Annotated in this window: 11 protein-coding genes and 2 pseudogenes; 9 read left to right on the top strand and 4 right to left on the bottom strand. The window is 43.1% G+C overall.

What is annotated here, in order from left to right:
• Window positions 1-148 precede the first annotated feature (148 nt).
• Both ACHBIE_RS06285 and ACHBIE_RS06280 read left to right on the top strand, forming a co-directional pair.
• On the top strand, window positions 149-2,353 hold the full coding sequence (locus tag ACHBIE_RS06285; protein ID WP_105122688.1) for an ABC transporter substrate-binding protein/permease: 2,205 nt from the start codon (window positions 149-151) through the stop codon (window positions 2,351-2,353).
• On the top strand, window positions 2,353-3,093 hold the full coding sequence (locus ACHBIE_RS06280) for an amino acid ABC transporter ATP-binding protein (RefSeq protein ID WP_105110775.1): 741 nt from the start codon (window positions 2,353-2,355) through the stop codon (window positions 3,091-3,093). The genes ACHBIE_RS06285 and ACHBIE_RS06280 overlap by 1 nt, the downstream gene beginning before the upstream one ends.
• 155 nt (window positions 3,094-3,248) lie before the next feature.
• Here ACHBIE_RS06280 and ACHBIE_RS06275 read toward each other — a convergent pair whose 3' ends face one another.
• Entirely contained in the window at window positions 3,249-3,740 is a 492-nt protein-coding gene (locus ACHBIE_RS06275; RefSeq protein ID WP_105122687.1) for a GNAT family N-acetyltransferase, read from the bottom strand.
• A 111-nt stretch (window positions 3,741-3,851) separates the two neighbouring features.
• Here ACHBIE_RS06275 and ACHBIE_RS06270 point away from each other — a divergent pair, with 111 nt between their 5' ends.
• Window positions 3,852-4,487, top strand: coding sequence for an NAD(P)H-binding protein (locus tag ACHBIE_RS06270; RefSeq protein WP_105122686.1), 636 nt, complete (start codon window positions 3,852-3,854; stop codon window positions 4,485-4,487).
• Between the two features lie 210 nt (window positions 4,488-4,697).
• Entirely contained in the window at window positions 4,698-6,230 is a 1,533-nt protein-coding gene (locus tag ACHBIE_RS06265) for an ATP-binding cassette domain-containing protein (protein WP_105122685.1), read from the top strand.
• A 408-nt stretch (window positions 6,231-6,638) separates the two neighbouring features.
• Here the strand turns inward: ACHBIE_RS06265 and ACHBIE_RS06260 are convergent, their stop codons facing one another.
• Window positions 6,639-8,309 carry a formate--tetrahydrofolate ligase gene (locus ACHBIE_RS06260; protein ID WP_105122684.1) on the bottom strand — a complete coding sequence of 557 codons (1,671 nt, stop codon included), beginning with the start codon at window positions 8,307-8,309 and terminating at the stop codon, window positions 6,639-6,641.
• Window positions 8,310-8,513: 204 nt separating this feature from the next.
• On the opposite strand from ACHBIE_RS06260, the gene ACHBIE_RS06255 reads away from it, so the two are divergent.
• The 5 genes and pseudogenes from ACHBIE_RS06255 to ACHBIE_RS06235 form a co-directional block, all read left to right on the top strand.
• Window positions 8,514-9,197: a phosphopantothenate--cysteine ligase gene (locus ACHBIE_RS06255; RefSeq protein WP_161943037.1), complete on the top strand. Its 684-nt coding sequence runs from the start codon at window positions 8,514-8,516 to the stop codon at window positions 9,195-9,197.
• 4 nt (window positions 9,198-9,201) lie between these two features.
• Entirely contained in the window at window positions 9,202-9,747 is a 546-nt protein-coding gene (gene coaC / locus ACHBIE_RS06250) for a phosphopantothenoylcysteine decarboxylase (protein ID WP_105122683.1), read from the top strand.
• Window positions 9,748-9,766: 19 nt separating this feature from the next.
• Window positions 9,767-10,306 carry an ECF transporter S component gene (locus tag ACHBIE_RS06245; RefSeq protein WP_161943036.1) on the top strand — a complete coding sequence of 180 codons (540 nt, stop codon included), beginning with the start codon at window positions 9,767-9,769 and terminating at the stop codon, window positions 10,304-10,306.
• Window positions 10,307-10,399: 93 nt separating this feature from the next.
• Window positions 10,400-12,118 (top strand): phospho-sugar mutase, encoded by a 1,719-nt coding sequence (locus ACHBIE_RS06240; protein ID WP_394732968.1) that lies wholly within the window; start codon window positions 10,400-10,402, stop codon window positions 12,116-12,118.
• 329 nt (window positions 12,119-12,447) lie between these two features.
• Window positions 12,448-12,930 (top strand): annotated as a pseudogene (locus ACHBIE_RS06235) (IS3 family transposase); the annotation flags it as partial.
• On the opposite strand, the pseudogene ACHBIE_RS06230 reads toward ACHBIE_RS06235, so the two are convergent.
• Together ACHBIE_RS06230 and ACHBIE_RS06225 are read right to left on the bottom strand one after the other, a co-directional pair.
• A pseudogene (locus ACHBIE_RS06230) lies at window positions 12,930-13,370 on the bottom strand (transposase); the annotation flags it as partial. The pseudogenes ACHBIE_RS06235 and ACHBIE_RS06230 sit on opposite strands and share 1 nt — an antisense overlap.
• 246 nt (window positions 13,371-13,616) lie before the next feature.
• Window positions 13,617-19,952, bottom strand: a 6,336-nt coding sequence (locus ACHBIE_RS06225; RefSeq protein ID WP_394732967.1) for a MucBP domain-containing protein, incomplete at its 5' end; no start/stop codon positions are given.

Raw genomic sequence — 19,952 nt, 5'->3', positions numbered from 1 at the left:
AAATCAATTGTCCTAAAATATTAAATTTTCTCACAATTCACTGACTCTGTATGTCAGAAATTCTAACATTATAAAAACCTCGATTTTGCATTAATTTTCATAATATGATACAATGGGAAAGTTATTTTATAATAGAAGGAGTATATAAATGAAGAAAAAATTATTCATGCTATTGGCAAGCATTTTGCCGGTCTTCTTTATTTTTACAGGTGTCCAGGCAGATGATACGATCGATATCGTCTTTGACAATGCCTATGCACCATTTGAATTTAAAGATTCTGACCAAACTTATAAAGGATTAGATGTTGATATTATCAACGAAGTTGCAAAACGTTCAAATTGGAAAATGAATCAATCCTTCCCAGGATTTGATGCTGCTGTCAATGCGGTCCAGTCTGGTTCGGCCGATGCCCTCATGGCTGGTACGACCATTACCGAAGCCCGCAAAAAGGTCTTTACCTTCTCAGACCCCTACTTTGATACGAAGATTATCATTGCAACAACCAAGTCTAACAAGATTTCTTCCTATGAAGACCTCAAAGGCAAGACAGTTGGTGTTAAAAACGGTACTGCTTCTCAAACCTTCCTCGAAGAAAACAAGGACAAGTACGGTTTTACTATCAAAACCTTCGACACAGGGGACACAATGTACAACAGTCTTTCCACTGGCGCTATTGACGCTGCTATGGACGATGAGGCGGTTATCCAATACGCTATCCAACAAGGGCAAGACCTGAGCTTGGACATCCCTGGCGAACCAATTGGATCATTTGGTTTCTCTGTTAAAAAAGGAAGCCAATATGAGTACCTCGTTGATGATTTCAATAAGGCTCTTGCAGCTATGAAAGAAGACGGTACCTACGAAAAAATCATGAATAAATGGTTTGGTGCAGCTACCGCCTCTGCTGATACGCAGAACTACTCATCTCGCTTGAAATTATCTGGTGATGCTACTAAAAAAGCAAACCCTATCAAGTCAAGCTACACGATCGTTTCAGATTCATCATTTGCCCCATTTGAATACCAGGACGAGTCTGGTAAGTACGTCGGCATTGACATGGAATTGATCAAGGCCATTGCGGAGCAACAAGGAATCACCATCACTATCCAAAATCCTGGTTTCGATGCAGCCCTTAACGCTGTCCAAGCTGGTCAAGCAGATGCCGTTATCGCTGGTATGTCGATTACTGACGCTCGTAAGGAAATCTTTGATTTCTCAGATGCCTACTACTCGTCAAATATCCTACTGGCTGTTAAAAACGGCAGTGACATTGCATCCTATGAAGATCTCAAAGGCAAGACAGTCGGTGCCAAAAACGGTACAGCGTCTTACACTTTCTTGGAAAGCAACAAAGACAAGTACGGTTATACTTTGAAGGCCTTCGACGAGGCTTCTGGCATGTACGACAGTCTCAACTCTGGCTCAATTGACGCCCTCATGGATGATGAAGCGGTCCTCCTCTACGCTATCCAACAAGGTCGTGACTTCGCTACTCCAATCCCAGGTGAAAAATCTGGTGAATACGGATTTGCTGTGAAAAAAGGCAGCAATCCTGAACTGATTGAAATGTTCAACAATGGCTTGGCTGCATTGGTAGAATCAGGCAAATACGATGAGATTTTCAACAAATACTTCAATACCAAAGAAGAGACAACACCAAGCTTAGCCACTGAAACAGTTGATGAAACCACCATTTTTGGTCTCTTGAAAAACAACTACGGTCAGCTCCTGTCTGGTCTTGGTATTACTGTTGGTTTGGCTCTCTTGTCGTTTGCCATTGCTATCGTCATCGGTATTATCTTTGGTATGTTTGCGGTGAGCCCAATCAAGGCCCTTCGTGTTATCTCATCCGTCTTCGTTGATGTGGTTCGTGGTATTCCGTTGATGATTGTTGCAGCCTTCATCTTCTGGGGTATTCCAAACTTGATTGAATCCATGACTGGTCAACAATCACCAATCAACGACTTCGTAGCCGGTACCATTGCCCTATCGCTTAACTCCGGTGCCTATATCGCAGAAATTGTCCGCGGTGGTATTCAAGCCGTTCCTGCGGGACAAATGGAGGCATCACGCAGTTTGGGTATTTCCTACGGGACAACCATGCGCAAGATTATCCTACCACAGGCCGGTAAAATCATGCTGCCAAACTTCATCAACCAATTTGTTATTACATTGAAAGATACGACCATCATCTCTGCGATTGGTCTTGTCGAACTCTTCCAAGCTGGTAAGATTATCATTGCCCGTAACTACCAATCCTTCCGTATGTATGCAATCCTTGCTATCATCTACTTGGTGGTTATCACCCTCTTGACTCGCTTGGCACGTAAACTTGAAAAAGGAGGCAAATAATGGCTTTATTAAAAATCAATGTTGAAGACCTGCACAAGTCTTACGGGAAAAACGAGGTCTTGAAAGGCGTCTCTGCAAAATTCTACGAGGGGGATGTTGTCTGCATTATCGGTCCTTCTGGATCTGGTAAATCAACCTTCCTTCGTACACTCAACCTCCTGGAATCCATCACAAGTGGTCATGTTATGGTAGATGGTTACAATCTGACTGACCCTAAAACAGATGTTGATGCCTTCCGTGAAAATGTCGGAATGGTATTCCAGCACTTCAACCTCTTCCCACACATGTCCGTCTTAGAAAATATCACCTTTGCTCCTATCGAACATAAAAAATTGAATAAGGCTGAAGCTGAGAAAGTCGGCATGGAATTACTGGAAAAAGTCGGTCTAGCAGACAAGCGTGACGCTATGCCAGATAGCCTGTCCGGTGGTCAGAAACAGCGTGTAGCTATTGCCCGCGCGCTGGCTATGAACCCAGACATCATGCTCTTTGATGAACCAACGTCTGCCCTTGACCCAGAAATGGTCGGCGACGTACTCAACGTTATGAAAGACCTAGCTGAGCAAGGCATGACCATGTTGATTGTTACGCACGAGATGGGCTTTGCCCGCAAGGTTGCTAACCGCGTCATCTTTACAGACGGCGGTGAATTCCTTGAAGACGGCACACCCGAACAAATCTTCGACAACCCACAACACCCACGTCTCAAAGACTTCCTGGATAAGGTCCTGAACGTATAAAGATTAGAAAAAACCTTGCTTTGTCAAGGTTTTTTGAGTTTCTTCAAATTATTATTAGCGTCTTTTCTGGATGTAATATAAAGCCCATCTTGCCCCGATACAAGGAAAGTAGAGTGAAAAGGTCGATTTCCCAGCACCGGGACTATTAATCATCATTATACTGTCACCTTGTAAGACCAGCCCTTCTCTGTTTTTTCGAGCCTGCTAAATCCCATCTTCTCAAACAGACGCTGGGAACCAATATTCCAATCATAAATTTCTCCTACTCGAATTTCTGTGAAGCCTAGCTCTTTCGCACGTTCTATCATCCGTTTTAAGACCTTGCCACCAATGCCCCTTGCCCAGTAACGGCTATCGCCGATGGAAATCGCAAAGTCATCTGCCAGCAGGGTCACGTCTCCAATCGGTCTCCAACCACACTTTTCCCGAATTTCTATCCAGTAGCACTCGCCATTTTCCGATAAAAAACTGTACATCCTAGCTAATTTTTCCAAGCTGTAGACTTCTTTCACACCGTCAACCAACCAGACTAGCTCCTTATTTTGATGCCAGTCAAAAGCAAGCTCATATTGACCATCATAGGCACGAAGGCGTACGGTAGCATCAATTTCTAGTTGCTCTGCTTGTCTTATATTCCTTATTGGCATTGTGATTTCTCCTTTTTCCCTTTCATTATAGCATAAGGCTGTATTATATGTGACAAATGCTCAAAATAGGTATATAATTACTACATAGTGATATTAAAAGGAGAAATTCTTATGTCAAATGTACTTTTATTCGGAGCAAGTGGCTTTTTAGGTCAAGAAGTGATGGAAAAATTGATTGCGAGCGGTCATCAGCTAACTGCTATTACACGGTCATTTGATCCCGAAAATAGCAAAAAATTCCGTCCAGACGTCAACTGGGTAGAGGCCGACCTCTATCAAGCAGATAAGTGGAAGGAATTGCTTAATGACCATACTGTTGTCATTAACTTGGTCGGCATGGTCAAAGAAGAGTCCGAAAAAGGCTTAACCTATGATAAGGTCATTCTCGGTGCTGCCAAGGTGATTGCGGATGTTATGGCAGATAAAAGTGACCACCACTACATTTACGTATCCACCCACCTCGAAGGGCTTGCGACGCCAGATGGCTACCGCAAGGCTAAAAAAGAGGCGGAGGATTATCTCTTGGCGCAATCCTTCAAAACGAGCATCGTCCGTCCTAGCATGATGTACGGTCCAGGCAAGGCAGGGACAAGTGAAAGAGCCCAGGCTATTCTGGAAAAAATGGATCCTGCAAGTCCAGCTTGGGCCGGTCGACCAATTGCCGTGGAAAAGGTTGCCCAGACCATTGCTAACATTGTCAACGGAAAAACTGACCAAACCATATTCGAAAATGATGATATGGCTTGACAAATTATTCCCAATCAGATATAGTAATACTATCAAAAGAATACGAGGTAAAGGACCATGGACACAGACAAGTAATCTCTATTAAGTTTATACTTAGAGGTAGCTTGCCTGTGTCTATTTTTCCTGTTCTCCTATTCCCAAAATAGGTCTTTTTTGAGCAGGCACGCTACTGAGTAAGTAGTGTGTTTTTTTCTCATACAAGGAGGCCTTATGCTCATCACAACACAAAATCTCTCGATCCACCACCAAAAAGACCTGCGTCCACTCGTAGCCAACCTCACCCTCACCATCAATAGTGGCGATAAGGTGGCGATCATTGGTGAAGAAGGCAATGGCAAGTCCAGCCTTCTCAAGACCTTGCTCAATCCAGACATGGTAGCAGACTATCTCCTGATAAGTGGCACGATTCAGCGCCACTTCACCGCACCGATCTACATCCCACAGTCTCTTCCTTTGGAAATGGCAGAGCTGACACTCAATGACTACTTATTTTCTCAAGTAGATCTGGATATTGATTTCGGACTGCTCTATCGCTACGCCGACCAACTGGCTTTTGACAGTGACCGATTGAGCAGTGACCAATTGATTTCTAGCCTGTCCGGTGGAGAAAAACTCAAAATCCAACTCATCAAATCGCTCGCTAAGCATTCTGATATTATTTTTCTAGACGAACCGTCAAACGACCTAGACCTAGATACGCTCTCATGGTTAGAAAACTATATTGCCACTAGCTCCAAAACGATTGTCTACGTCTCACACGATGAGGATTTTCTTGCCAAAACTGCCTCAAAAATTGTGCATTTACAATCTGTAAAGAAAAAAATGCTGGCTAAAACAAGCGTTCAGACCATAGATTATCAAGCCTACCGTGACCAGCGCGAGGCAGCCTACTATAAACAGGTCCAGCAAGCGCAAAACGACCGCAAGGAATTTGAAAAAGCCATGGAAAAACACCGTCGCCAAAAATCTCAGGTCCGGAATACCTTGCTCAATACCCATGATGCAACAGCTGGACGGCTAGTAGCCAAAAAGATGAAATCTGTTTTAGCTAGGGAAAAGCGCTATGAAAAACAGGCAGAAAGCATGACCAAAATGCCCTACCATGAAGATGCCATTCACCTGTTCTTTTCTGACATTCAGCCGTTGCCAGCGCACAAACAGATTATCGACGTACAGGGGGAAGAACTGTGGTGCCATGAGCGCCTTTTGGTTAAAAATCTCTTCATGAAGGTCAAAGCCGGTGAGAAAGTCGGCATTATCGGAGCTAATGGTATCGGAAAATCCAGCCTCATAAAGTTCCTCTATCAGCATCTGCAAACCAGGTCTGACCTACAGCTGGGCTACATGCCTCAGCACTACGCAGATTTATTGCCATTAAGCAAAACTCCTCTCGCATTTTTAGCAGGAGAAAAGGACAAAGAGGAACAAGAGGCTGCTCTCACCTACCTGGCCAGTCTCCAATTCACCCGCGAAGAGGTTCACCATGCTATTTCCGATTTATCAGGTGGGCAACAAGCAAAATTGCTGCTCTTAAAAATGGTATTGGACAAGGCCAATGTTTTACTACTAGACGAGCCCAGTCGCAATTTTTCACCCATTTCACAGCCCTACATTCGTGAATTATTCTCGGATTATCAGGGGACACTTATCTGCGTCTCGCACGATCGACGATTTTTGAAGGAGGTCTGTCATCAGGTTTACAAACTAAGCAAGCAAGGACTATACAGGCTAGACAGCATCTAAAAAAAGTCTCACAGCGAGACTTTTTCATAGTGCAGACAAACTAAATTCTGGATAAATAAACTGAGTAGCACTACTAAGAAAAAACAAAAATTTAGTTTATTTTGCGAGCGGAGCGAGCCCTAAGCCAGGACTTTCCGCTGTGATGAAAATGCCTGAAACGTTGTCGTTTCAGGCATTCGGAGTATTTGAGACCTTAGGCTCAAATACTAGGTATAGAATTCCGTAAGTAGCTCAAACAGTCTGGGGGACTGTTTGAGGAGTAAACCCAGACACAAGAAAGTTTACTACCTTCCGACATCACCTCAGGAAAGTCTGAAAAGAGATTTTGTCTACAAACTCAAAAAGTCTCATAGCGAGACTTTTTTGTATTTTTATTCAATTAGGCTGGTTCTAATCATAAACTCATTTCTAAAACAAGCCCAGGGCTGAACCATCTGCTGCCACGTCCATGTTGAGAGCCGCAGGTGCTTTTGGCAAACCAGGCATGGTCATGACATCACCGGTCAAAGCCACGATAAAGCCAGCACCTAATTTTGGTACAAATTCACGGACAGTAATATCGAAATCAGTCGGTGCCCCCAGCGCAAATGGATCATCTGAAAAACTGTACTGGGTCTTGGCCATACAAACAGGCAATTTATCCCAGCCATTCTTGGCAAATTCGGCCAATTGATTGCGGGCTTTCTTTTCAAAAACGACACCCGTTCCACCGTAAATCTGCGTCACAATCTTACTGACCTTGGTTGCCAAATCATCGTCAGACTGATAAATGGCTTGGTAGTTGGCCTGCTGTTTTTCAATGGTTGCGACTACCGTTTCAGCCAAAGCAACTCCACCGGCCGCACCGTCTGCCCAGACACTGGCAAGTTCGACAGGAACACCGATTTGACCACACAGTTCTTTGAGTGCAGCGATTTCGTCAGCTGTATCAGATACAAATTCATTGATGGCAACGACAGCTGGAATACCGTATTTCTGGATATTTTCGACATGGCGCTTGAGATTGGCAAAGCCAGCTTTAACAGCCTCAACATTCTCAGTCGCAAGGTCTGATTTTGCGACACCACCGTGCATCTTCAGAGCTCTCAGCGTGGCAACAATCACCACGGCATCAGGCGATTTTGGCAAATTCGGTGTCTTAATATCCAAGAATTTCTCTGCACCCAAATCTGCTCCAAAACCAGCCTCTGTGACCGTATAATCTGCCAAACGTAGAGCCGTCGTAGTCGCAAGGACTGAGTTACAACCATGGGCAATATTGGCAAAGGGACCACCATGAACCAAAGCGGGCGTACCATAAATGGTTTGAACCAAATTTGGTTTAATCGCATCTTTGAGAATGAGAGTCAGCGCTCCTTCCACCTGCAAATCCCGAACAAAAACAGGTGTACGGTCATAGCGATAACCAATGACAATGCTTGCCAAGCGTTCTTTGAGGTCGTCTAGGTCCGTCGCCAAGCAGAGAATGGCCATAATTTCAGAGGCAACCGTAATATCAAAGCCATCTTCACGCGGTACACCGTTCAGCGGTCCACCCAGACCAACTGTGACCTTACGAAGGGCGCGATCATTTAGGTCTACCACCCGTTTCCAAATAATCCGGCGCGGATCCAAGCCCAACTCGTTTCCTTGATGCAAATGATTATCAATCAGAGCAGACAGGGCATTGTTAGCTGTTGTAATGGCGTGCATATCCCCTGTGAAATGCAAATTGATATCTTCCATCGGTAGAACCTGCGCATAGCCACCACCAGCAGCTCCGCCCTTGACACCCATTACAGGTCCAAGCGATGGCTCCCGCAAGGCAATCATGGTTTTCTTGCCAATTTTTGCCAGAGCATCTGCCAATCCAATAGTCACAGTGGACTTGCCTTCTCCAGCTGGAGTTGGGTTGATGGCTGTTACCAAAATTAACTTGCCAAGCTCATTGTCCTTGACTGCATTGATTTTATCAAAAGACAATTTAGCCTTGTATTTTCCGTATAATTCGAGGTCATCAAATCCAATTCCGACCTGCTCAACAATCTCTGTAATCGGCTTGAGTGAAACACTCTGTGCAATTTCAATGTCTGTTTTCATGCTGGCTCCCCTTAGCGAAATATTTTTTTCCAGTATATCACATCCCCTTGGAAAATCGGAAACATTTTTATGAAAAATAGTAAGAGTATTCGGATTTTGTGGCGGACTATCATTCAATAACAGTTATAGTTTGATTCCATTTTAGTAATAGTCTATTGGTCGCGAAAACTTTACGAAAAATGGAAAATTTAGTACAATATGGACATGAAAATCATCATTACATCAGGTGGAACCAGTGAGGTTATTGACCAGGTCAGGGCTATCACCAACCACGCAACAGGTACCTTAGGAAAAATCATTGCCGAACAGGCTCTGGCAAGAGGGCACGAGGTAACTTTGGTGACAACCAAGCAAGCTGTCAAGCCAACATCTCATCCTCATCTGACAATTGTAGAAATCACCAATGTAGAGAGCCTGAAAGAAACTCTTGAACCTCTTGTCAAGACCCACCAAGTCCTCATCCACAGCATGGCCGTTTCCGACTACACACCGGTCTATATGACTGACTTGGACGAGGTTAGGGAAACAGAGGACATCACCAGCCTGCTGGAGAAGAAAAATACGGAAACCAAGATTTCATCCAAGGCTGACTACCAGGTGCTCTTCTTGAAAAAAACACCCAAAGTTATCTCCCATGTCAAACAATGGAATCCAGGCATCCAGTTGATTGGCTTTAAGTTACTGGTCGACGTGCCCAAGAAAGAACTATTTGCCGTGGCACGAGATAGCATCCAGCGTAACAAGGCAGACTACATCCTGGCCAACGACCTAGTGGACATTACTGCCGACAAACATCTGGGCTACCTGGTGTCTCAGACCGAGGCTATTCCTGCGGATACCAAGCAGGACATCGCCCAACTCATTTTAAATACCGTAGAAAAGGGGTAAGACTATGGCAAGAATTACACTTGCGGTGACAGGGTCAATTTCCGCCTACAAGGCTGCTGACATCACCAGCCAGCTGACAAAACTCGGTCACTCTGTGACAGTCCTCATGAGCCGCTCTGCTATGGACTTTATCACGCCCTTGACCCTTCAAGCCCTGTCCAAAAATCTGGTCCATACCGACCTCATGCTGGAGGAAAATCCTGCCTCTATCAAGCATATCGATATTGCCAAGGAAACGGACCTTTTCCTGGTGGCTCCTGCCTCGGTCAATACTATCGCCAAGCTGGCAAACGGTATGGCAGACAATATGGTGACGGCGACGGCTCTGGCCATCCCTATCGGGGTGCCAAAATTGGTCGCTCCTGCCATGAATACCAATATGTACCTCCACCCAGCCACACAACACAATCTGAAGAACTTGACAAGCTATGGCTATGAAGAAATCAAGCCTCGGGAGGCCCTGCTTGCCTGCGGTGATTTTGGAACTGGGGCCCTGGCTGAGGTTGACATCATCATAGAGAAAGTGAGTAGAATTTTAAGTGAGAAATAAACAGTCCAATCAGGTGGCCATGACAGCCATTTTTATCGCCATTATGATCATTATCGAGGTCATCAGTCAGGCTATTTTTGCCAGCTTCGTACTTCCTGTCAAGCCAACCATTACCCACATCCCTGTCATCATTGCTAGCATCCTCTACGGACCAAAGCTGGGAGCCAAGCTAGGCGGCTTCATGGGCGTCATGTCCATTATCCGAAATTCCATTATCTTATCGCCTATGAGCTATGTCTTTAGCCCCTTGGTGGAAAACGGAAACTTCTACTCTATTCTGATTGCCCTTGTCCCACGAATTTTGATTGGGGTCACGCCTTATTATATCTACAAATGGCTGAGCAATAAGCCTGGGCTGGCTCTGGCGGGTCTGACTGGTACCCTGACCAATACCATTTTTGTCCTGTCCGGTATTTTCATTTTCTTTGGCTCTGTCTACAAGGGCGACATTAAACTGGTCCTAGCAGGCATCGTTTCTATCAACTCCATCACGGAATTGATTGTCTCAGCCCTATTGACCGTAGCCATTGTTCCGATTTTGCAGAAAGTTGTAAAATAAATCTCAGAAAATCATGTGAAAGCATGATTTTTTTTTTTGAAAATGGTATAATGAAAGCGTTTAATAGAAAAATTTTTTTTAAGGAGATATCCTATGTCTTATCAAGAAACCTATCAAACCTGGCTAGATGTTGCTGACCTGCCTGACTACCTTCGTCAGGATTTATTGGCCATGGATGAAAAAACCAAAGAAGATGCCTTTTATACAAATCTTGAATTTGGTACAGCAGGTATGCGTGGCTATATCGGTGCTGGTACCAACCGCATCAATATCTACGTGGTGCGTCAAGCAACCGAAGGTTTGGCAAAATTGGTCGAGTCTAAAGGTGAAGAAGCTAAAAAACGTGGGGTAGCGATTGCTTACGACACTCGCCACTTCTCTCCAGAATTTGCCTTTGAATCCGCACAGGTCTTGGCAGCCCATGGCATCAAGTCTTACGTCTTTGAAAGCCTACGCCCAACACCAGAATTGTCCTTTGCTGTCCGCCACTACAATGCCGTTGCAGGTATCATGGTGACTGCCAGCCACAACCCTAAAGAATTCAATGGTTACAAGGTTTACGGCGAAGATGGTGGACAAATGCCACCAGCAGATGCGTCTGCTTTGACGGACTACATCCGTGCTATTGACAATCCATTTGCAGTGGCATTGGCTGACTTGGAAGAAAGCAAGGCTAACGGTCTGATTACGGTTCTCGGTGAAGAGACAGACCGCCTCTACCTGGATGAGCTAAAGTCTATCAATATCAACAAAGACTTGATTGCTGAGCATGGTAAGGACATGAAGATTGTCTATACCCCACTTCACGGTACTGGTGAGATGTTGGCTCGTCGTGCCTTGGCTGAAGCTGGTTTTGAATCTGTAGCAGTTGTTGAAAGCCAAGCAACAGCTGACCCAGACTTCTCAACAGTTGCCTCTCCAAACCCAGAAAGCCAGGCTGCCTTTGCACTTGCCGAAGAACTTGGCCGCGAAGTTGGTGCTGATGTATTGCTGGCAACAGACCCAGATGCTGACCGTGTCGGTGTCGAAGTCCGTCAAGCAGACGGTTCATACTGGAACCTGTCTGGTAACCAAATCGGTGCTATCATTGCTAAGTATGTCCTTGAAGCGCATAAACAAGCAGGTACCCTCCCAGCAAACGCTGCCCTTGCTAAATCGATTGTGTCAACTGAACTGGTAACTAAGATAGCTGAAAGCTACGGCGCAACCATGTTCAACGTCTTGACAGGTTTCAAATTCATCGCTGAGAAAATCCAAGAATTTGAAGAAAAACACAACCATACTTACATGTTTGGTTTTGAAGAAAGCTTTGGTTACTTGATTAAGCCATTCGTGCGCGATAAGGATGCCATTCAAGCCGTTCTGATGGTCGCAGAGATTGCTGCCTACTACCGCTCTCGCGGCATGACCTTGGCAGATGGTATCGACGAAATCTTCAAGGAATACGGTTACTTCGCTGAGAAAACCATCTCTGTTACTCTTTCTGGTAAAGACGGTGCCGAGCAAATCAAGGCTATCATGGCTAAGTTCCGTGAGCATGCTCCTGAGCAGTTCAACAAGACAGACATTGCTCTATTCGAGGACTTCGCTCTGCAAAAGGCTGTCGCTCTTGACGGAACGACAACTGAACTGACAACACCTCCGTCAGATGTGCTCAAGTACACCTTGACAGACGATAGCTGGTTTGCCGTTCGCCCATCAGGTACCGAACCAAAAATCAAATTCTACATCGCAACAGTTGGCGCAACCTTAGGTGAGGCTGAAGAAAAAATCGCCAATATCGAAAAAGAAATTACAGAATTTGTAGGATAGAAATAAGGTCACAGCTGAGCTGTGGCTTTTTCTATGGTTATATTTTAGCAACTAATAAAATCAGTTACGCCACTTCATCCGCTCGATGATTGACCGGATCAATAACTTGTGGTTGGAAGCACCGAAAAACTCAAAAAACGGCTCTATAAGACTGTAGTGGGTAAATCCCCTATAGAGATTATGGAGCCTTTTTGAGTATCAAAAAGTCCCATATGACCTATAATGAAAAAAGACTAAACCATCATTAGAAAGGAATCATATGGAATAGATAAACAGTCAGGGAAGTGATTGTTTATCCCCGAGCCAAGAAATAATAAAGCGAGGATAGTATCACAAACTTACTTGGAACGAAAGACAAAAATATTATTATCACTAATGAATACGATATGGGAACGCACAGAGAGCTTCATGGTCATTTGGACTATTCAGCTCCTAAATGCCACTCTTGTCATGGTCAAATGGCTAAATACGATTTCCAGAAAGCCTCTAAAATTCCATACTTAGAATCTGCTGGTTACCCTCTGCTTATCCGCTTGAGAAAGCACCGTTTCCGCTGTAAAAATTACGGAAAAATGGCTGTCGCAGAAACTTCTCTGGTCAAGAAGAACCACCAAATTGCAACCGTCATTCACCAGAAAATCGCTCAGCTTCTCATCGAAAAACAATTCATGACAGACATTCTTGGTTATCGTCGTATGATGCTATTTGTCAATCGCAAGCTTGAAACAAACTACAACAGGAAGCGGATTCGACGCTTGATGCACATTCTAGGTCTACGTTCCATTATCAGAAGAGCCAAGGGTTATTGTACAATGAAAATTTCTGTCGGATCTATGAATCCTGCATTGACACAGAGACCTAAGATATGGGTAAAAATGCCTTCAATAACCTGTCTATCTTGGAAACGACGGACATAATTCTTTCCGTAGGTAGTGAAATGAGGCACCTTATCATCCAGTAGAAGACCAAGAAACCAACGATAGGCAGTGTTCACTCCAATTTCCTTAATGGTTGACGCATGGAGCGAATACCGAAGAGACAACGCAGGATTGGAATTTTAATGAGCAGAATAGGGTCAAGACTAGGGGCGACCCGTATCATCGCTATAGCTATCTGCGACTAAGTCATAAATAAAGGAAAAATCAATAGCTTCTTCTATTTGACGAAGGAGACGATTTTGAGGAACAAGGTCATCTAGACTATAGAAACTAAATTGACCGCGATTGTAGTCTGAGTTTTCTTTGTGTAACATAGCGATTTTCCCTCTGTTTATTAGCTAGCATTCCTATCTCAATTATACTAATTTACATATGAAAAAGCCGTTAGAAATACAATTCTAACGACTTTGTCTTCAATCTGTGAGAAGACCAATTTGGTCTTCTCTTTTTTAGCCTGCTTACTACTAGCGTAGAACAGCTTATTGGAAAAGCTAACCTTTCCAATTTCTATTTTCATTCTTTGCTTGTATAGTTGGAGGACACACAAGAAAGAGAATAGATTAGTCTTCGTTATTACGACGACGTTTTCCAACAAGTGCAAGAGCTGCCACAAGCATTGCTGCACCAAGAACAGTTGCTGAAGATGAAGCTTCACCCGTATTTGGTAATTGAGCTTGACCCGCAGCTGGAGTTGCTGGTTTAGCCGGAGTAGCAGGAGTTCCTGGTTTACCTGGCTCTGGAGTTACAGGAGTAACAGGCTTGTCAGGAGTCGGAGTAACTGGTTTACCTGGTGTAGGTGGTACTGGACGACCTGGATTTGGAGTTACAGGACTTGTAGGATTTGTTGGAATCTTACGGTAAATATGAGTTGTATTACCATCGCTGTCAGTTGTAGTCTTCACATATACGTAACCTGGAATTGAGTTACCTTTATTTGGTGTTGTGCCATCTTCTTGTGGATTGATGACATTTCCATCTTCGTCAACGTGGTTGGTTACAACTTTCTTAGCAGGTGTTACTTTACGGTATACATAAGTTACTACAGTTTCACCTTCAACAACTGTACCGTTTTCAGTACCGTCAACTCGAACAAGTTCGTATTCCTCACCGTTAAATGTGATTGTACCTGGCTTGTTATCTGTTGTGTCGTATGGTGTGTCTACATCTGATGATGGTGTATCTGTTACTGGAGTAGAAATAACTGTACCATCTTCAGTGATATAGTTCACGACAACTGTACCTTTAGGTGTTACTTTACGGTAAACGTGAGTCACATTGCCATCTTCGTCAACAGTAGTCTTACCTGTAAACTCATAACCTGGAATTGATGTATTTGGTTTAGTGCCATCTTCTTGAGGTGAAATAGACTTACCATTCTCATCAACGTGGTTGGTTACAGGAGATTTAACTGCACTAGATACTTTACGGTATACGTAAGTTACTTGAGTTGTACCCTCTACTACAGAACCATTTTCATTACCTTGAGTCAATACTGGAACAAGTTCATAGACAGAACCGTCAGCTGTAGTAATTGTAGTTGGTTTGTTATCTGTTGTATCGTAAGATGTACCTGTTGAAGTTGAGCTTGTATCTTCTACTTGAGCAGCAATCACATTACCTTCAGTGTCGATGTAGTTAACAACAACGTTACCCTTCACTTCTTCATATACATAAGTCACTTGCTTGTCTTCGCCTGGAGTTACTGATCCATTTTCTTCACCAGTAGTCAAGCTTGGAACAAGTTTGTATGTCTTACCATCTTCAGTAGTGATAGTACTTGGTTTGTTATCTTCAGTTGTGTATGTCTTACCTGGTTCAGCGTTCTCTTCGTCCTTAACTGGAGATTTGATTACTGTACCGTCAGTAGTTACATAGTTAACTGTTACTGAACCTGCTGGCTCGTAAACGTAAGTTACTTCTGTAGTACCTTCTACAACTTTACCAGACTCGTTATCGCCAGCTTTCACTTCTTTGTAGAAGTATGTAACACCATTGTGTTTGATAACTGCTGGTTTGAAATCTGTTGTATCGTAAGTTGTATCAAGAGCCGCATCAGTTGTATCGTTTACTGACGTTGCAATTGTTTCACCATTCGTGTTCACATAGTTAACGACAACGCTACCGTTTGGATTTGGAGCTGGAGTTGTTACTTTTTGGTAAACATAAGTTACTTGAGTTGTACCTTCAACAACAGAACCATTTTCTTCACCCTTAGTCAATACTGGAACAAGTTTGTACTCAGTACCATCTTCAGTTGTGATAGTTGTTGGTTTGTTATCTGTTGTATCGTAAGATGTACCTGTTGATGTAGATGGTGTATCTGTTACAGGTGCTTTGATGACATTGCCTTCAGTGTCGATGTAGTTAACAACAACGTCACCTTTCACTTCTTCGTATACGTAAGTTACTTGCTTGTCTTCGCCTGAAGTTACTGATCCATTTTCTTCACCAGTAGTCAAGCTTGGAACAAGTTTGTATGTCTTACCATCTTCAGTAGTGATTGTAGTTGGCTTATTGTCTTCTGTTGTGTACGTCTTACCTGGTTCAGCGTTCTCTTCATCCTTAACTGGAGATTTGATTACTGTACCATCTGTAGTTACATAGTTAACTGTTACTGAACCAGCTGGCTCGTAGACGTATTGAACAGTTGTAGTACCTTCAACAACAGTACCTTTCTCAGCAGCTGATGTGTCTTTCACTTCTTTGTAGAAGTATGTTACACCATCTTTTGTGATTGTTGCTGGTTTGAAATCAAATGTTTCATAGACAGTTCCAGTTGTTGTTTCTGGTGTATCTACAACATCAGAAGCGATTTTCTCACCTGCAGTATTGTAATATTCAACCACAACGTTACCAGTCTTAGCTGCTGGAGTTTCAACCTTACGGTAAACATAAGTTACTTCAGTAGTCTTACCAGATTCAACTTCTCCATTTTCAGTACCGATAGTTGCACTTGGAACCAATTCGTAGGTTGTGCCATCTTCAGTAGTGATTGTAGTTGGTTTGTTATCAGTTGTGTTGTACTCACTACCTGGAGCTGCATTTGTTTCATCATTCACAGGTTGCTTGATAACTGTACCATCTTCAGTGATGTAGTTCACAACTACGTTACCAGCTTGTTCGTAAACGTACTTAACAGTAGTTGTACCTTCTACAACGTCACCTGTTTCAGCTGCTGAGTCAGCTTTCACTTCTTTGTAGTAGTAAACTGTACCGTCAGTTGCTGTGATAGTTTCTGGTTTATTATCAAGAGTTGTGTAGGCTGTACCTGTTGATGATGCAGGAGTATCTTCAACATCTTCGGCAATCTTCTCACCAGCAGTGTTGTAGTACTCAACAACAACGTTACCTTTCACTTCTTCGTAAACGTAAGTGACTTGCTTATCTTCACCAGAAGTGATTGTTCCGTTTTCTTCGCCTGTAGTTGCATTTGGAACAAGCTTGTAAGTCTTACCGTCTTCTGTTGTGATTGTTTCAGGTTTGTTGTCTTCAGTTGAGTATGTCTTACCTGGCTCAGCATTCTCTTCATCCTTAACTGGAGATTTGATAACTTTACCGTCAGTTGTTACATAGTTAACTGTTACAGAACCAGCTTGCTCGTAAACGTAAGTGATTTCAGTAGTGCCTTCCACAACCTTACCAGTTTCAGTAGCTGAAGTTGCATCTACTTCTTTGTAGTAGTAAACTGTACCATCTTCAGTTGTGATCTTAGCTGGTTTGTTATCAGTTGTATCATAGTCTGTACCTGTTGAAGTTGCCTTCGTATCAACTACTTGAGAAGCAATGACTTTGCCATCAGTGTTTACATAGTTAATAACAACGTCACCCTTGACTTCTTCGTAAACGTATGTTACTTCCGTTACACCTGGAACAACGTCACCTGTTTCAGAACCTTTAGTAAGGGTTGGAACAAGTTTGTATGTCTTACCATCAGCAGTTGTGATAGTTCCTGGCATAACATCTGTTGTATCGTATGGAGTACCTGTTGAAGTTTCTGGAGTGTCTGTTACAGGTGCTTGAAGAACTGTGCCATCAGTTGTTACATAGTTAACAACTACTGAACCTTTCACTTCTTTGTAGACATAAGTAACTTCTGTTGTCTTACCTGCTTCAACTGTACCTTCTTCAGTACCGATTGTTGCTGCTGGGATCAACTCGTAAGTCTTACCATCATCAGTTGTGATAGTTGTTGGCTTGTTATCTGTTGTGTCGTATGGAGTTCCTGCTGATGATTCTTTTGTATCTTCAACTTGAGTCTTAATCACTGTGCCGTCCTCAGTGATGTAGTTAACGACAACCTTACCTTTCACTTCTTGGTAAACGTAAGTTACTTCTTTAGTTACGCCTGCTTCAACAGTACCTGTTGGAGTTGCGCCTGAAGCCAAGTTGCTATCTGCTGCTACTGTACCAACTGGGTAGTCACCTGCTGGAACAAGAGCATATACTTTACCGTCTGCTGTTGTGATAGTTGCTGGTTTTTCAGTACCTTCAGCTGTGTTGTAGTCTGAACCTGGTTTACCGTCTGTAGTGTCCGAAACTGGAGCTTTCAATTCAAGACCGTTAACGTCCACATACTTGATAACAACGTCACCAGCTTTTTCGTAAACGTAGGTTACTTCTGTAGTACCTTCTACGACTGTGCCAGTTTCTTTAGTTGCATCTTCAGCTTTGATTTCTTTGTAGTAGTATACATCGCCAGTTGCATCTTCAACAATCTTCGCTGGAACTTGGTCAGCTGTTGAGTAGTCTGTACCTACAAGAGCATCGTTTGTATCTACAACAGGAGTTGCAATAACTTTGCCATCCTCGTTTACATAGTTAACAACAACATCACCATACTTAGGATTTTCTTTGAAGTAAACCACTTCATTAATGTCTGCATCAGTTGCAGTAACAGTCTTATCTTTTACTGTTTCTGTCATTGGAGCATCAGCACCTTCGAGAGTTGTACGAGTTGCTGTGTAGTCTGTGATTTCTGGAATGAGGTTACCATTAAGAACATCTGTCGAGTCAGCTGTCCATTCACCATAAGTCACTTCACCTGTTACAAGGTTCACTTGAGCTGGGCGAGTAAAGGATACTGTTTCAGTCTTAACAAGTGGCGTACCTTCTGTAGAGTCTTTAGGCAAGATGTTGCCTGCAGCATCTACACGAACTGGAGTTCCATCTTCATACTTGTACTCAACTGTACGAGTAACTTCTTGTGTTGTCTCAAGGTTATTAATAGTGTCTGGCCAAACAGGTGAGTTTGGATCGGTTGGATCTACTGGCTGACCTGGAACCGCTGTATTTGGAACTTCTTCGACACGTGGCTTAATAACAACTAAAAACTCTTGTAAAACTGCTGTGTCAGTATCATAGTCTTGACCGTCAGTAGTCGTAAAGTTATCTGAAACAAGCTCATAACCCAATTGCTTATACTTGTTGATTGTATCTTCAGTTGAGTAGTTGATATCAGTACCTGAACCACCAGTCAATGTACCTGAATCTTCCAAGTAATCTGTCGCTCCTTCAATTTGGTAGCGGATGATCGCTTGTTGCTCTAAAGGTTTATAAACATATGTAGTTGTTAACGCGGCCGGAGTAGAGGCACCACGCAAAGTTTGTTGGATACCATAAGGTTTGTAACCCAAGTCAACATATGTGCCATCTACAGACTGCCATGCAAATGGAGTATCAGCGCCCGTATTCGCTTTAGTCCATACTTGTGAGCCGATGAAAATTCTTCCGTAAGGACCGGTAGTTGATGTGCCCGACCAGTTAGCAACTACGCGATATTTAGAACCATCAGCATTAGCTGGTGATTCTGCAAATACCATATATCCTTTTTCTGGATCAATAGTATGGTCTGCCCAAATTCTTGCCTCAGTATTATAATCATACGATACTCTATCCGGAGTATAACTCAAATGAGAAGTCTCAAGCAACTTGAAGAATCCACTAGTATCCAGACCCTCCCAATCTACAGTTCCAGTGTAGGTTGGATCCAATACAAAAATCTCGTGGACGTACTCAGTATTCGAGACAATTGTTCGAATTACCTTATACTGAATAGTATTTGTTGGATCCGTTGTAGAATTAACTACACCAGCCACATAAACCGTACCTACTGGATAACCACCTTGGGCAGGTTCTACTTGCTTTTCTACAAACTCATAACCTTCAAATTCACGTTGACCAGAAGATGTAACAGTTTGACCACCGATTGTTTGAAGGTTATAGGTCGCTAAAATCCGGCCATCTTCAACTTTATAAGTGGTTGTGTTAATTTGATAAACTGGAATAATTGTATTGTTATAAATTGATCCAGTTCCGTCACCTATGAATCTCAAGTTTCCATAGGTACTACCGTTGACAGCAGTTTGAGTTTCATATAGCATTTGGATATTTTCATTATCCGTATCGATTGTTTTCGGATAAGTATATAATACACTAGAACCTGGTTCGACTGTATGTTTCTCTATTACTTGTCCATCTGCCTTACTAACCAATTCAGCCAAGATGGTGTTTGTAGTAGGATCTGAGTTCAATGAGAATCGCATATAGGCGTCAACTTCAGTTCCGTTGAAAGTGGAACTTTTCATATTCACATTATAAGAATATAAATCATAAGAATCAAATGTATACCATCCAGGTTCAGTTGTAGCAGTGATGCCAGTTCGAAGTGTATGTGGTTTGATACCAGCTCCGTTTGGATCGTCCATAGACGGAGTTGCTGTTGTTGACGCCTCAACTAAGACACCCAAACCTTCACCCACTTGCAAGTCAGAAAAAGTATTGTTCAATACAATCTCGATTGCATCAGTACCTAAGTACTTCCGCAATTCCAAGGCCAAGGCTTCAACGTTTGAACGAACTGCATCGATTTGAGCGTTTACTTGGACAAGAGTTGCTAC

Origin of the sequence: Streptococcus sp. A23 (assembly GCF_043674155.1) — a bacterium.
GTDB classification, from domain to species: domain Bacteria; phylum Bacillota; class Bacilli; order Lactobacillales; family Streptococcaceae; genus Streptococcus; species Streptococcus suis_V.
The sequence above is the reverse complement of the archived record's forward strand: the minus strand, read 5'-3'. Positions and strand labels throughout refer to the sequence as shown.

Coding starts and splice junctions, on each gene's coding strand:
- ACHBIE_RS06245 (WP_161943036.1), top strand. CDS start 9,767: ATGACAGCCATTTTTATCGCCATTATGATCATTATCGAGGTCATCAGT.
- ACHBIE_RS06255 (WP_161943037.1), top strand. CDS start 8,514: ATGAAAATCATCATTACATCAGGTGGAACCAGTGAGGTTATTGACCAG.
- ACHBIE_RS06260 (WP_105122684.1), bottom strand. CDS start 8,309: ATGAAAACAGACATTGAAATTGCACAGAGTGTTTCACTCAAGCCGATT.
- coaC (WP_105122683.1), top strand. CDS start 9,202: ATGGCAAGAATTACACTTGCGGTGACAGGGTCAATTTCCGCCTACAAG.
- ACHBIE_RS06270 (WP_105122686.1), top strand. CDS start 3,852: ATGTCAAATGTACTTTTATTCGGAGCAAGTGGCTTTTTAGGTCAAGAA.
- ACHBIE_RS06285 (WP_105122688.1), top strand. CDS start 149: ATGAAGAAAAAATTATTCATGCTATTGGCAAGCATTTTGCCGGTCTTC.
- ACHBIE_RS06280 (WP_105110775.1), top strand. CDS start 2,353: ATGGCTTTATTAAAAATCAATGTTGAAGACCTGCACAAGTCTTACGGG.
- ACHBIE_RS06275 (WP_105122687.1), bottom strand. CDS start 3,740: ATGCCAATAAGGAATATAAGACAAGCAGAGCAACTAGAAATTGATGCT.
- ACHBIE_RS06265 (WP_105122685.1), top strand. CDS start 4,698: ATGCTCATCACAACACAAAATCTCTCGATCCACCACCAAAAAGACCTG.
- ACHBIE_RS06240 (WP_394732968.1), top strand. CDS start 10,400: ATGTCTTATCAAGAAACCTATCAAACCTGGCTAGATGTTGCTGACCTG.